This is a genomic window from Tritonibacter mobilis, from assembly GCF_001681715.1.
GTDB lineage: Bacteria > Pseudomonadota > Alphaproteobacteria > Rhodobacterales > Rhodobacteraceae > Epibacterium > Epibacterium mobile.
The window spans coordinates 215,368-229,974 of record NZ_LNWY01000005.1 but is presented as its reverse complement, the minus strand read 5'-3'; the positions used below and the strand labels follow the sequence as shown (position 1 = coordinate 229,974).

The following is a 14,607-nucleotide window of genomic DNA, read 5'->3' as shown; positions in this document are numbered from 1 at the left end:
ATGGCCCAAGCGGGTTTCACCCTCACCAGAGGTCATATCGAAGGATCTAGCGATGTTTGACGCCAATTCCCCCACGACTGCGCAGCGGCGTCAAAAAAGCATCTGCATCCTTCACAATCCCCACTCTGGCAAAAAAGAGGCGGCGGGTGGTGCGCAGGCACTGAAAGATGCCTTTGCAAAACACGGTCTCGCGCCGAAAATTACGGAACTTGATCCCAAGCGCGACCTGACATCGACCCTGCAGGAGGTGGTCGCAGAAGGACATGATACGATTGTCGCAGCTGGTGGCGACGGTACGATTTGCGGCGTTGCGCAGGCTTTGAAGGGCAGTTCTTGCACTATGGGCATTCTGCCGCGCGGCACGTTTAACTATTTCGCACGTTCACTTGGAATTCCTGAGGATCTTGAGGGCGCCGTCGAAGTCATTGCCCATGGCCATAAACGTGATCTGCGGGTCGCAATGCTCAATGATCGAGTGTTTCTCAACAACGCCAATTTTGGTCTTTATCCGCAAATCCTGCGATCCCGCGAGGAGGTTTACGACTTTTGGGGCCGCAGCCGGGTTGCGGCCTATTGGTCTGCGCTCAAGGTGTTGTTTCGTTGGCCGCGGCCGCTCGAACTGGACATTGTTGCCGACGGTCAGCGCACCACGGTGCGTACCCCCCTTGTCTTTGTGTTCAATAACGCCTTTCAGTTGCGCCAAATGGGAATGGAGGGGGCAGAGTGCATACGTGACGGCCAACTGGCCCTGATGATTGCCCCCGATTATGGACGCTGGGGGATGGTACGCAGCAGTCTGGCGGTGCTGCTTGGACGTGCCAGCCGCGACCGCGATTTTCATCTCATGTGTAGCGATATTTTTGAATTACACGGCCGCCGCAAGAGACTGTTGGTGGCGCGCGACGGAGAGCGTGCCCGCATGAAAGGACCGTTTCGACTACACCTGAGTGAAGACGCGCTTCAGGTCATTGTCCCGACAGATTTTGGGGATGCAACGCGTTGAAACGTCTGCTGCACTTGTCGGACCTTCATTTCGGGCGTGACCGCCCGGAACTTCTGGATCCATTGATTGAACAGATCAACGGGCTTGCACCTGATTTGGTGGCGATTTCCGGTGATCTGACCCAGCGCGCGCGTGATTGGCAGTTCATGCGAGCACGGGAGATGATCGACCGCATCAAAGCGCCATGTCTCGTGGTGCCGGGCAATCACGACACCCCTCTCGACAACTTGTTTGAGCGGGTATTGATGCCATGGCGGCGATACCGGAAGTGGATCTCCTGCGATCTCGAACCGCAGATTCATGACACGGATTGGTCCGTTGTCGGCGTGAACTCTGTGAACCCGCTTGGATGGCAAAGGGGGCGATTTTCGCTAGGAGATATCAGGCGAGTCCAAACCTGTTTTGCACAGACACCCGAGGAAGCCTATCGCATCGTCGTTGCTCATCACCCATTGGAGCATCAACCGGGCGAAACCAAACGGCTGACACGCGGCGCACAGCATGCGCGCGCCGAGCTGTCGCGCATTGGCACCGACATAATTTTATCCGGGCATTTGCATAGCTGGTACGCCGACACCTTCGCGATGGTTCCCGACCAGACACCGGCTGTGTTGCAAATCCATGTAGGAACCAGCCTGTCAGATCGGTTGCGTGGTGAGGAAAATGATTTCAATTTGCTGACCCTAAAGCGGTCAGCCGTACGTGTGGACCGGTATGCTTGTCGCTCCGATCGCAGCGGATATGATCCGTCACGTACCGTGCATTTTTGTCGAACGGATATGGGCTGGCATCCGGCCTAACCCTTCAAGTGCCCACAAGTGTTGCCGCAGATTCCGTTTAAGAGCGAGGTACGTAGAACGTTCTGATACTGAGTTGTTATCGGAGGTATGGTGCCTCAAGAGGGCAACTAAAATCGTTTAAAAACATAAGACAATGTATGAGACGCGTAAAATATGCGTACATCCGTCACTTCTCTTGATACGTTTCGTCGTGATACGCAACCTGATCGTCGTACCTCAGCAAAAGGGTAACCCGTTCGCTACCCGATACTGAATAGATTACTAGAGGCGTCGACCTCGTGCCACGGAGCGTACATCGATCAGGGCTGGTTAGGATAGATTTCCCTCGCGCCGTTAACATCCAGCATATTTGGGCCCACTCCAGCATGTGACATCCGTACAAAATTCGTACGAATTATACGGCGTTCGCTCTCAGGTAAGCTTTTGCCATCGATCATAAGCGCCGTCAGATCTTTCAAATCATCCGGAATAGCCACCGCGTTACTATGTAAAGGAACTCCTGCGCTTTGGGCGCGTTTGAGCATTGCTGTATAGCCGGCGATCCAAATCCCCGGTTCAATTGTGCGCCGATATTTGTAGTCCCAGTTGCGCATTAGACGGTCAACGTTGTTGGTCGGAGCAATGTCCAGGCGAACGCCATTATCCCAATATCCACGCTCTAGCAGAAAGCGCGGCGGGTTCATCGTCTCTTCGAAATATTCCGCAGGGGGGCTGGAACCACCTACGTCGCCGTGACAACCCGGCATCACCACTTCAACCCCGTGGCCAGGCTTTACACTGGATAACGGGAAGAACGCGCGAAATTCATCATCACCAACAATATGGAATACGTTTGTCGCGGTACTGGCACGGACATCAAGATCCGCAGTTTCCTGTTTGGGCACCAACAGACACATAGGGCTAAGACCAAGGTTCACCTCGCAAATAAGATTCGCGAGATCCTCACCAGTGTTGTATTCGGTATCGTCTCCCGGCACACCGAACGACCCAACGGTATCGTAAAGGCCAAGGAAACGAACTTCCGCATTTGCCAGTTCACCCTGTGCGATGATGTTGGCGAATACGCGTGCAGTCGCTGCCCCACGCGAGAAACCGAAAACATCAAGTTTGATCGAACGAATTGAGGCGGGACCACCGAAATTATTGATCGTCCTCTCCAATGCGGTTGTCGCTATCTGAAGAGCATTTTCCAACCCGAAGCGCCCGAAGCCGGTAGCAGCAGCTTCTGCGTCGTCTGGTTGGCCTGGCGATGAGCCGATACCTGGAACGTATACAAAACGATATGCCTCGTCTGTGCGACCACAACTGTTAGGGACGTCTTGATCCTTGGTGTAATAGAGCTCGCTTAGACGTACGATATTGGTGATATAGTTGTCATAGCTCCCGCCAGTATGAGACGTGGTGCCACTGTTAAAGGCAGCCACATTGGCGGCATTATTGTAGGTGCCATCGAAAAACACACCGAAGTTCAATGCAACGTCAGGGCAGGTTGAAACTGCTGCATCTACTTGCGCATTCGCACTAGGTGATTCATCCGCATTGACTGCTTGAGCGTCATCAAGAACAGAACTTGAAAAAGATCCGTCTGCCATCTCTTACCTCCCAGGATTAGGACATCTCGGCTCCGGGAGCGCGTCGTTCCGATGCTTTTCAACGAATTCGGCATCATGACCAAATACCTGTTGCAACTGTGTCTTGAGCTGCGTCTCGCTCCATGCCTTTGTCGCTGTTCGCCGAGCACAGCCTTCTGCAACAATATCCATATCGTCTAGCTCAATCGCTTTTACGACGGGTTCTGTTACGCGGGCTTTTGATAGGGTGCGCACCGTATATGCGCCGTGTTGCCCAAACGTAACATACAACGGAATGCCTTCGCCCTTGAACCAACTATAGGCATCTTCATCGACCTCGAAATCAGCGGTGTAATGGCGCCCGGTAGACAACTCGGTCCAATTGATTGTTGTCTCCAGAATATGGCTACGCGGGCTTTGCAAACGAGGAATGGTAGCAGCGTAAGACGCTCCGTTCGTAGGAGGAACTGCTTCGGCACTGCTGAGCGCATCATTTACAAGCCCGACCGTCACGTTATTAACAGTGAACTGATAGATAACAGGCCAAGCTCGCCATGCGCCGGTTTCAAATACTACCGTCGCAGGCTTATTGCTGCGCGCCATAGCTTGTATTGAAAACGCCAAGCACAGGCCGACGGCTAAGATAGAAAAGAAACGGGCAAACGTCATTCTCAAACCGTTCTCAAAAAGTTGATTAACATCGTCAATTTATCGGCTTCCGTCATCTGGGACAGCAGGATCTCATTTGTTCTCAATGCCTGGTCATCAAAGGCATGCGGCATGGCATTGCGGATCATTAGATAACTGTGCAGTGACTTGCGCTTGCGCAATCCGTAGGTTTGTCGCGCGTGAGTACCCCAGTTTACCAGTCTGTCACGTTGCTTCGGCCAGTCCAGGGATGGCGGTGCCACTTGACCATCCAAAAGGATCGTCTCAGCGATATCAACAAGTACCTGATGTTGGCGGATCTTGGACAAGACAGATTGTGTTTCCTTGAACAAGACACACCGCTCAGAGCGTTTGGTTGTAGGGGAAAGGTTTATGACGTGCCCTGCTGTATGCATGTCCAGCGGGGCCAACACAGAATGTAGCGGCGCACAAATCTGGTTGGCAACTGGAAGCGCATGTGCCGCAAGGCCATAAAGAACATAAGGCTCCCAGAACCGAAAATAGTACCATTTTCCAGCGTCATCTTGCACTCTGGTAAACCTACGTAGATGCTCCCAGATCTCAGTCAGCGAGCCCTGCGAATGTATAAAAATGCCTGGCCGTTTCTTCCAAACGTGTTGCGGTGAATCAGAGCAGGTAAAAAGATCTCTCGTGAAAGAGCTACCTTCTTCAAGTCGCACAATCCACGGAGAGACATCTTTCATGCCTTCGTAAGCAGCCCCTTTGAAAAGGCATCTATGCTCCAGACCGGATGCCTCCAAACACTCATCAAGGTTCGTGACTTTGGCTGCGTCAATGACTGCGTAGGTGTTCAGCAGCGGGACCGAATCCGCTGTTTGCGTAGCCTTCTTCGGAATATCTTTCGCACCGAATAGCGTTGAATAGAGCGCCTCTGGTACAGTCTTGGGTGTTTGTAAGCCGAACTGAGCATCAAGAGGCTGCACGCCCTCAATAACACTTATGTTGAAAGTTGACTGAACGACATCATCCGGCGGCGGCAACTGAGTCCAAGGATCAAAGTCATCTTCCGCCCTCAACACGAAGCTCCAGTTTTATATAATACAATGTAACATATGCGATATTCATATCCTCCGGATCAACCGGGGGCTGAATTCTGACTAAATCTCTAACGCACAATTTTCAAGGCTCGTATCGGCAACAAGCCCACACATCTTGATCTCCCCCACAGAAGACTGAGTTTGTTAAGCGTCTTTCCGCCATCACCCCCGCCCACTCAGCACCTCGACCTTCCCGCCACAGTCCAAGAGCGCGCGCCGATCCCGCGCCCACAGGAGCTCAACCTCCCTGTCAGACAACCACCACTCCGGCAGTAGCACTGGCTCCGCGCAAGGATCGGTGCTTTTAACGGAGGTGGTTGAGGCGGCGCAGGCGTTGAGGGCCAAGGCAGCGAGGCACGGCAACAGGATCCGCATGGGCTTTCTCCTCGAGGGTTCTGGCAAGGGTGGCGCGGGCGCGTTCGCTGGCAATGCGGGCGCGATCCAGTTGATTGGCCCGCTCGATCTGCGCGAGCTCGCGGGCCTGATACTGGGCGCGGCAATCGGAGGCCCCGCGCTGATAGGCAAGGCCAGCGACCATAGCGATCAGCGCCAAGGCGGTGACTATGGTGATCGCCCTCATGCCTTCAGCGCCTTCAAGCACATGGCGCGTTCAGACATGCGCCGATTGGTGAGGCCCCGGATCACCCGGCCACCTGCGCGGTTCCAGCGGGGCAGCTCATTGCAGGCCCCGGTGAGATCGCCCGCATTGGCTTTGCGCAGCAATGTGGAGCGGCAGGCGGCAGCGGGGCCGACATTATAGGTCCAGGACACCAGAGCCACCTTCATGCCAGTGGGCACATCAGCGGTGAGGCATCGATCCAGCGCCGCCTCATAGGCGATGATCTCGCGGGCCAGCATCGCGTCACATTCAGTTTTGCTGTAACTGTCACCGGGGCGTACGCCCTTGGTCTCGCCATAACAGACGGTCCAGACGCCGATGACATCGCGGTAGGCTTCTGTCCTGAGGCCTTCCCACTGGCCGATGAAACTGATCGCAGAGGCAAGGGCCACACTGCCGCCAGCCAGCACGCCAATGGTGCGTTTGCGCACGGCCCCGCTTTCATCGCGCCGGAAGGCCGGCCACAGGCCGGAGGTTGGCTGCACCAGGATCCGCGCTGGGATGGCGATGAGATTCACCAGGGCGGCGATACCAGCAAAGACCAGGGGATCGAGGCCCAGAAGATCCGGGCTGACCAGCGAGACAAAGACCGGCAGCACCGAGATGACAGCGGCGAGGATCAACAGCCGCACCGACCAGGCGCTGGTGAGGGTGGTTTTCCAATTGGGGGTGAGTTTCATGGGGATCTCCATGGCAAAAGAGCCCGCAGGCGGGCTTTGGGTGGTTGCAGAATGTGGAGGGATCAGCGGATCGGCAGGCGTTCCATGCGCTCAAGCCGGTTGTCGATCTTGTTCAGGGTGGAGAGGATCAGCGACAGGCGCTCATCTTGACGTGCAAGCGCGGTCTCATTGGCGCGTACCCGTGAGGTCAGCGCTGCTTGGCGCGCCTCAGAGGCGGTGAGATCCACCCGCAGCCCGTTGATGGTCTGCGAGAGGGCAGCGGTCTCCCCGCGCAGGGTGGCCACCTGAATGCCCACCCAAAGCCCTGCGCCCACAAGACCACAGGCCACGGTCCAGGCGAGGGATTTGTTTAAGGTGATCCCACGGTCGCTGTTTTCAATCATGGTCATGGAATGGCCTCAGAGTGCTGCGAGGATAAAGGCAAAAAGCTCATCGTAACGCACACCTTGCCGGTTGTGATATTCAGCCCCCTCTGGGGCATCCTCGGCGCTGGCGAAGGTCTGCAGCTCAGTGCGGGCCTCCATGAGGATCTCCAGTTCACCGGTCTCAACTTGCGTTTTGACCCGCTCAACCACCTCTTTCTCGACCTGCTGCACCTCACCGGTTGGCGCGCCGTGCTCATCCAGCACCGGCTCCTCAACCATCACGATGTGGGTGATCTCTTCCTCCACCTCTTCCATGATGGGCGTGGTCTCGGCTGGGATCTCCACCTCGGCAGACCACCATTCATCCCAGCACAACACGCCATATCGCCAGGGATCCAGCCCCTCGGCCTCAAAAGCGGCTGCGAGCTCTTGGGCAATTACGCCAAAGTGCCAGCGAGCCGCGTCGCCTTTCTCGGCCACTGCATCACGAATGCGGTACTTTTTCAGGAGGCTTTTGGCGACCATGGCCACCCGGTGCTCAGCTGCGTCCAAGTCCTGAATGTCGGTCTTGGTGCGCGCGTCGGAGGTGTTGATTGTGCCGGATGCGGCATAGACTTGTGACCAGCGGAAAGAGCCGGAACCACACGACTGCGCGTTATCACTGCTTGGACGCAAGTTGCCGATGGGGTCAATAACAGCGCCTCTGTCCACACCTCTTGTGTCGGTTTTCAACACTAGGTTTGCTGGTTCTTCAGATTGTATATTGAAGTTGCCAGACCCTCTTGCGGAAAAGGTAGTGGAACCATTCTCCCCACTGTTTCGAATAATCCGCGCGCCGTAGTTGTGATATACAGTGTCACCTATCAGATCGAGGTATGACGGCCCGTCTGCCGTTCGCCCTGGGCCAATCTCCATTAACGCGTTCGCACCGGCAGCGCCCACCCCTGCACGGACAGGCCCCCAGCAGTCTAGTTCACCCTTAATGGGGGCAGTGAACTCAACATTATTCCTAGAAACGGTCATCTGCCGCACGCCCTGCGTCTCAATCAGCAGGGCGGAATTGGGCATGTTTTCCGCAGGATCGGTCTTGATGTACAAATGCCCGGCGGTGCTGTTGCCGCTCAGGGTATGTTTGACCCCCGTGTCAGCGTCGGTGATGGCTAAGAATGGGCCGCTGTTTCTGATCTCGACATTCTGGGCTGTTCTGCCGCTTTCATCCAGCACGACCAGCTCTGACCACGGCGTCGGAGCCGCTCCGGCCCCGGTTTTGCGCCGTGTCACAATGCGATTGTCACCCGCGCCCCGGTTGATTGCAATTTGCGTCCAGATCTCTGCATTGCGGGGCATGTGCAGCACCAGTGAGTTGCCGAACTGAGGCGGCGTATTCGCCTGTGCGCCATCGCCATAGTACAGCCCACCGGCAGCCCCGATCTGATCGAGGTCATTGTTTGGTGGCGTCTGCGCATTGCCACCCAGCCCAAAGGCGCCGACTTTCATCAAGCGGCCGGCGGTGGCGTCATCCGGGCTTGCCTGCACCGCCGCGCCGCTGATGCTGTCTGCGGCAAGCGATGTGAACTTGGCGGCTGCCGGATGGGTCAGGCCGATAGTGACGCCATTGATCGCGCCCTCGATGGCGGTGACGTTGTTTTCCAAAAACTGGATAAACGCCAGTAGCTCCTGGCGGTGGGTGGTCGCGAAGTGCTGGAACAGCGCATACATCTTGGCGTCAAAATCCGCCTCCGGCGTGCTGCGCTGGGGGATCTCGGGAAAGGCCGAGAAGCTTGGAATGCTCATAGGGGCATTCTCCTATTTGAGAGTTTTAAGGATGAGAGGAAAGACGGACTCGCCCGCCACATCGATGGGCTGGCTGTGATCATCCACAAACCCAAGCCCCTCGATGCCGTAGCCCGGCCCGTCGCCAGAGAGATAGAACGCGGTCGCCAACCCATCGACCTCGGCCACGATATCCATGACCCGCTGCGCCTGATGGGTGGGCACCAGGAGCGACAGATCCACCTTGCGGGTGGAGCCGCGCTTCACCAGGATCTCATTGCCAAAGTCGTCATAGCCTTTGCGGCTGTGACTGACGAAGCGCACACTGGGCAGGTTCAACACCCGCCCCAAAAGGTTGTTGCGCCCCAGCACAATATGACCCACCTCGGCCATGGCCCCATTGGCATCGATGGTGATGTCGATGCGGTGCCCGAGATACCCCGGAAAGCCGTTGACCACCTTTTGGCGGGCATAGACCACACCGCCAAAGAACCAGGTATAAGCGCTGACCACATGGCCGGTGTCGGCCATCTCAAAGCGCTGATCATAGATCCGCAGCGCCCCATCCCAGACCTCGATGCGCAGGCTGCCCGCCGTGAGGCCAAAAAGCGCGATCGCATCGCAATCCTGCGTGGGCACAATGGAATAGGTGATCTCATTGGCCTGCCGCGCCGGGTTGGAGCGGTTCTGATCAAAGGCGCGCCAGCGGTTGGTGACACTGAGCTCAAGCCAGGCACTGCCATCGTCAATGCGCGGATCCCGCCCGCTGTTGTCATCGATGAGGCTCTCATAAATTCGATGGGTCTGCGTGGAGATCACCCTTGATCCCGCCGCATAGACGGTCTCAACCTGCCACTCCGGGTGATCGTCCTCTGGGACATTGGACGACACCAGCTCCGCCTCAGTGACTTGCATGGGAGAAAGGATATTGAAGTCCATCAGCTCCGCTCCCCCGGCAGCCCCACCTCATCCCATCCATCCAGATGGGTGGCGATGCGATCCACCAACATGCGCACCACCTGACCCTGCGCCACCACATGGCGGGTCAGCTCCTCCACCCCCTTGGCAAGCGGGCGATTGTCCAGCATGGCCACAGACTCGGCGTGGCTGTGAATGCGCGAGGGGCCGGTGGTCTCGATCTCCCAGCCGCGCTCGCCGACAATGCGCGCACCACCCCGATGCGCGCCGCCGCGGGCAAAGGCCGGAATGCCGCCCAGCTCGCGCACCTGGGCGCGCAGCTGTTCCAGCGCCTTGCTGCTTTTGGCATGGCGCTTGTTATAGGCGGCGATCTGATCCTCCAGCCCGCCATCGGCCCAGAAGGCTTTTTTCCAGCCGGCCAGATCCGCGCCTGACCCATAAGAGACCCAATCCGCATCATATTGAATGCGACCGGTCTCGGGGTCCACATGCAGCTCTGCATCGCGGTTGCCACTGCGGCGCAGGGAGACGCCGGTGCGCTGCTCAAGTGCGGCGATCTGAGCAATAAGGCCCGAGGCCTCGCTGCGATCTTCGAGCCCCAGCGCCAAGCCACGCCCCTGCGCCTGCAGTTTGGCGAGCTGCTGCTCGGCCTCTCGTGCTGCGCGATCTGCATCCACCGCATCGCGCAGCTCCGCCAGCATGCCCCGCAGCCGCTCCATCGGCTCCACCAGCTCGCCGGTGCTGTCGACAAGATCGGCAAAGACATCATCTGCCTCCAGCACCACGCCGCCACCAAAGGTGAGCCGCCCGCTGCCTTCGCCACTGCCGATGAGATTGGCAATCTCAGTGAGCTGCGCCACCGTATCCGCCCCTTCACCGGTCAGCGCCACATTGATGCGGCGCGACAGATTGGCGGATTTGGTCAGCACCAGGGCGCGGGTGTCCGGATCAAGATCCTGCGCCAGATCCAGACGCAGGCTGCGGCGCAGATCCGCCGCCGTGGTCAGCGCCAGCGTGCGGGTGGCCTCATCCAGATCCGATCCCAGCACCAGATCCAGCGTTGCCACATGCTGCGAGAGCGCATGGGTGGCAATCCAGCGATCCGCTGCGGTCAGATCATCCCGACGAATGATGAAGTCCAATGTGGTGCGTATGCCGGTGTCGGCCTGTTCGACCAGCTCGCGCAGCCAGTCCGGGGCGCTGTCATCCAGTGTCACCGCCACATCAAGCGCGCCCACCAGATCCTCATAGCTGAAGGCTTCGGCGCTCTCGATGGCATCCTGCAACGCGGCAAGCGAGCTCTCAAAGGCGGCCACCGTGCCATCCCAATCCTGCGCCAGCTCTTGCACGCCTTCGCTCAGCTCAGCCACCTGATCGCCGGTGAGGCTTTCCAACTGCAAGAAGGTGCCCAGCGATGTGAGAAGCTCGATCTGCTGCTCATAAAGCCCCGCCAGCACCTCATCATTGCCTGCTTCCAGCTCGGCAATCCCCGCCGCAAAAGCGAGGCGACCCTGCACCTCGGCGGCAATGCGGCGATAATCAAGCTCCGTGCTGGCCGTCTCGCGTGCCCGGCGCAGGAAGGCGCGGGCCAACTCCGGCAGGTCTGCCGCCGCCGCCATATCCCCCGCCTGCACCTTGGCAAAGGCCGCATCCATCCGCGCGCGCAGGATCGCCTCGGTCTGCCCACCGCTGGCCGCCGTGAGCTCTGTGTTGACCAGATCCGCCACAAAGCCGCGCAGGCTCTCTGCGGTGCGCCGCCAAGCCTGAGCCGCATCGCGCGCCTCGGTCACCATCTGCTGTGCGGCCTCGATCTGCACCCCAATCTCGCCGCCGATCTCTTGCGCCAGCCCCGCCAGTTCTGCGGTGAAGGCCCCGACCTTGGGCAGCACATCGCCAAGCGCGCCCGACAGGCGCAGCAGATCCGCATAAAGCGCCTGGCCGCCCTCCGTGGTCAGATCGAGACTTTCCACCAGGGCGCGAAAGCCATCGCGCGAGCTGGGCATGGCAATGCCGAGCGCTTCGAACTCTTCCTGCAGGCGGCGCATCAAGACCTCGCTGCGCTCCGCCTCCGTGTAAAAGCCGCTAAAATAGCTGGAGATCGCCACCGAGAAGGCATCAGAGCCACCAAAGGCCTCAAGAAGATCAGAGGCCAGATCGGCCCCCTCAAGCGAGACATCAAACTCGGCCCGGCCCAACAGATCCATGGCGTCATTGACGCGGGTCAGACTTCCCGAGAGACGCGAGAGGGTTTGTGTGGCGCTCTCACCGATCTTGGCAAATTCCTCCGTGCCCAACAGCAGCTCTGCCATCTGATCGCTGGCGTTCTCCATATGGGCGGCCAACTCGCGCTGGATGTCCTCCTGGCTTTTGCCATTGGTGATGATCTCAAAGCTGGCGCCACGGAAGTCTTTCAGCGCCTCAATGGAAAGACCGAGAGAGCCGCCCATGTCCTTGAGGTGGTCGCGCAAGGAGCCAAACTGCAGATCAAGGGCGCGGTCCAGCTCCGGATCCAGACCGCGATACTTGGTCTTGTTGCTGCGGAACCAGCCGCCTTTGTAAAAGTCAAAGGCGCTGCCCTCAAAGCCCGTGGCCCCAAAAGAGCCGCGGATGCCGGAGTGTTTATATTTGCGGCCAAAGGCCTTTTTGAGAAGCGCCACACCGCCCAGCACAATGCCCACCGCAGGCAGGGCGGCCCCAAGCGCACCAAAGCCCCCGACGGACCCCGAAAGCAACCCACCGAGATTGGCAAAGCTCGAGCCAAGCCCGCCACCGGAGAACACCCCGCCCAGACCTGAGGCAATGCCACCCAAGGCACCCCCGCCGCCAAACAATCCACCCAGACCTTTGCCCAGAAGCCCCGACAGAAGACCGCCGCCACCGCCAGCGCCACCCCCAAAGAGGCCACCACCCAGCAGGCCGCCCGCCGCCTGCGCGGCCGATCCGGCCCCTGTGAGCGACAGCCCCAGCGCAATGCGGATCTGGTTCTTGGCAAAGCTTGCGGCCAGATCCGCCAGCCCGCGTTTGGCGGCCTGTTTGATCCCATCCCACATGGAGCGGAAGTCGCGCAGACCATCGGCGATCCAATCGCCAAAGGAGCGCGCCACGCCATCCACTGCCGTTGAGAGCGGCCCCTCCAGCTCAGAACTCAGATCCCCCGCGGCCTCAGTGGTGGTCTGCAGGCTGCCCGCCACACCGCCGCCGGATCCATCATCCAGCGCCTCATCCAAAGTGTTCAGCGTATTGGCCAGCGCATCTGCGCTGTCATCTCCCGCCTCAATGGCGTCATTGGCGCTGGTCATCTGGCCAGAGAGGTTGCGCATGGCCGCCCCGGCTTTCTCAAACCCCGCCGTGAGCTGGCCTGCAGCCTCTTTGCGCAACCGGATCACGCGCCCCTCAAAAGAGCTGGCCGCAAGATCCAGCTCCATCACCTTGTCGATGGCCTGATCCGAGGCATTGCGCAAACTCTGCTGCACCTCGGACAATCCGGGGAGACCCCGCATGCCTTGCGAGAGCGTCCATAAGAAGTTGCCCCAATTTAGCGACAGATCCTGCAGCATGCGGGTAAAGCCCGCCTGCACCTGCGACCAGATTGCGGCCAGCGAGGGTTTAATCGCCGCCGCGCTGGTTTTGATCCCCTCCCAGACGCCCACCGCCAGAGTGCCAAGCGCTCTGAGCGCCGCCCCCCAGCCGCCGGTGGCCACCACCAACTGGTGGAACTTCATCGCCAGATAGCCAGCCCCCACCACCAGCGCGCCAATGCCGGTGGCAATCACCGCACCGCGCAACAGCAGTAACCCGCGCTGCAGGCCTTTTATTGCAAGGCTCGCCACTGCCGCCTTGGTCGAGGTGGCCCCAAGGGCGATTTCCAGCGCAATGGCCGATTTGGCCGCCGCCGCAAAGCGCAGCGGGGCCAGGGCCACCGTGGAGACCACAGCCCCCATCGCCACCGCCAGCGGGGCGGAGATCTTCAACATCAACCCCAGCGCCAGCGCCGCCGGGCCCACCGCTCCGGCAATCAAACCGGTGGTGGCAATGATGCGTTTGGTGCCATCGGACAGCCCATTGAACCAGCTCGCCAGATCTGCGGCGCGGTCACTCAGCGATTGCAGCGCCGGGGCCAGCGCCACCGTCACCTGATTGGCCAGACCCCGCCCGGCAAGGCTCATGCGCGACAGCGCGTCATTGGTGAGCTCGATCTGATCCGCATCCACCTCGGAGATTGCCACACCAAAGCGGCTCACATCCTGCGCTGCGGTGCGCAGGGCGGCCCCATCGACGCGGGTGAAGATCAACCCCGCCCGGCTGCCAAAGAGATCCGAGGCCACTGCCGCGCGCTCGGCCTCTGGCACATACTCCGCCAATGCCGATTGGATCTTTGACAGGCGCTGATCGAGTGGCAGTGCCTGCAGCTCCGCAGCACTTAGTTTAAGCCGCCCCAGCGCCTTGGCCGCAGCCCCGCTGCCGCCCGCCGCCTGGCTCAGACGTTTGGTGAGCTGCAATGTGGCCTGTTGCATCTCGCCCATGGAGACCCCGGAGAGATCTGCGGCGCGCTCCAGAACCTGCATCGAGGCCACCGTGGTGCCCAGCGATTGCGCCATCTTGGCTTGCGCATCCACGATCTGCAGGCTGGAGCGGATGGCCACCGCGGCCGCCCCGGCCATGGGCAGGGTGAGGCCAAGCGCCATGCGACGCCCGGCGCGCTCCATATGCCCCGCCAGGCGCACCATGCGCCGCTCCACCGTGCCCATGGTGGCCTTGGCCCGCTTTGCGCCCGTCTCAAAGGCTGCGGAATCCATCGAGAGCACGCCGCGCAGCGCGCCAATTACTGCGGACATCTAAGGCCCTTTCTTGCTTTGGAAGTGCATATTCATCAGGCCTGCGCGCAGAGCGGCCAGCTCATGCGCAGGATCGCGGCTGCCTTGGCCCTTTGGGGCCGAGGCTTTGGTAAAATCCGGCATCTTTTTGGGATTGTGGAAAGCGTGGCTCACCAGCACGCCCAGCTCTTGATTGAGCACCCGGCGCGCTTCCACCTGCGCATCCTTGGCCCGGATCCGCGCCCGGGTGATGAGATCGTATTCCTTGAAGGTCACGCCCTCAAAGCTGGCGTGGTGCAAGCCCAGCTCACACCACGACGCATAAAGCGCGCTCCAG

Annotated in this window: 12 protein-coding genes; 2 read left to right on the top strand and 10 right to left on the bottom strand. The window is 59.5% G+C overall.

What is annotated here, in order from left to right; genetic code table 11:
• Nucleotides 1–52 precede the first annotated feature (52 nt).
• A complete protein-coding gene (locus UB90_RS05165; protein ID WP_065324906.1) occupies nucleotides 53–1,003 on the top strand; it encodes a diacylglycerol/lipid kinase family protein in 951 nt (316 codons plus the stop codon).
• The gene (locus UB90_RS05160; RefSeq protein WP_065324907.1) at nucleotides 1,000–1,803 is read left to right on the top strand and encodes a metallophosphoesterase family protein; all 804 of its coding nucleotides are present in this window, start codon (nucleotides 1,000–1,002) and stop codon (nucleotides 1,801–1,803) included. Before UB90_RS05165 ends, UB90_RS05160 begins: the two co-directional genes overlap by 4 nt.
• Before the next feature lie 299 nt (nucleotides 1,804–2,102).
• On the opposite strand, the gene UB90_RS05155 is transcribed toward UB90_RS05160, so the two are convergent.
• The 10 genes from UB90_RS05155 to UB90_RS05110 form a co-directional block, all read right to left on the bottom strand.
• Entirely contained in the window at nucleotides 2,103–3,395 is a 1,293-nt protein-coding gene (locus UB90_RS05155) for a T6SS phospholipase effector Tle1-like catalytic domain-containing protein (protein WP_065331911.1), read from the bottom strand.
• Between the two features lie 3 nt (nucleotides 3,396–3,398).
• A complete protein-coding gene (locus UB90_RS05150; protein ID WP_065331910.1) occupies nucleotides 3,399–4,043 on the bottom strand; it encodes a hypothetical protein in 645 nt (214 codons plus the stop codon).
• A 2-nt stretch (nucleotides 4,044–4,045) separates the two neighbouring features.
• A complete protein-coding gene (locus tag UB90_RS05145; protein WP_157888759.1) occupies nucleotides 4,046–5,080 on the bottom strand; it encodes a DUF4123 domain-containing protein in 1,035 nt (344 codons plus the stop codon).
• Between the two features lie 325 nt (nucleotides 5,081–5,405).
• Nucleotides 5,406–5,681, bottom strand: coding sequence for a hypothetical protein (locus UB90_RS05140; protein WP_065331908.1), 276 nt, complete (start codon nucleotides 5,679–5,681; stop codon nucleotides 5,406–5,408).
• Complete coding sequence (locus tag UB90_RS05135) at nucleotides 5,678–6,400, bottom strand: lysozyme (RefSeq protein ID WP_065331918.1); 723 nt, start codon at nucleotides 6,398–6,400, stop codon at nucleotides 5,678–5,680. Before UB90_RS05135 ends, UB90_RS05140 begins: the two co-directional genes overlap by 4 nt.
• Before the next feature lie 62 nt (nucleotides 6,401–6,462).
• Nucleotides 6,463–6,789, bottom strand: coding sequence for a hypothetical protein (locus UB90_RS05130; RefSeq protein ID WP_046002836.1), 327 nt, complete (start codon nucleotides 6,787–6,789; stop codon nucleotides 6,463–6,465).
• A 9-nt stretch (nucleotides 6,790–6,798) separates the two neighbouring features.
• On the bottom strand, nucleotides 6,799–8,559 hold the full coding sequence (locus UB90_RS05125; RefSeq protein WP_065331907.1) for a tail fiber domain-containing protein: 1,761 nt from the start codon (nucleotides 8,557–8,559) through the stop codon (nucleotides 6,799–6,801).
• A gap of 12 nt (nucleotides 8,560–8,571) precedes the next feature.
• The gene (locus tag UB90_RS05120) at nucleotides 8,572–9,477 is read right to left on the bottom strand and encodes a hypothetical protein (RefSeq protein ID WP_065331906.1); all 906 of its coding nucleotides are present in this window, start codon (nucleotides 9,475–9,477) and stop codon (nucleotides 8,572–8,574) included.
• Nucleotides 9,477–14,291 carry a YhgE/Pip domain-containing protein gene (locus tag UB90_RS05115; RefSeq protein ID WP_065331905.1) on the bottom strand — a complete coding sequence of 1,605 codons (4,815 nt, stop codon included), beginning with the start codon at nucleotides 14,289–14,291 and terminating at the stop codon, nucleotides 9,477–9,479. The genes UB90_RS05120 and UB90_RS05115 overlap by 1 nt, the downstream gene beginning before the upstream one ends.
• Nucleotides 14,292–14,570 carry a hypothetical protein gene (locus UB90_RS05110; protein WP_065321323.1) on the bottom strand — a complete coding sequence of 93 codons (279 nt, stop codon included), beginning with the start codon at nucleotides 14,568–14,570 and terminating at the stop codon, nucleotides 14,292–14,294. It abuts the gene before it with no gap.
• Between the last annotated feature and the right edge of the window lie 37 nt (nucleotides 14,571–14,607).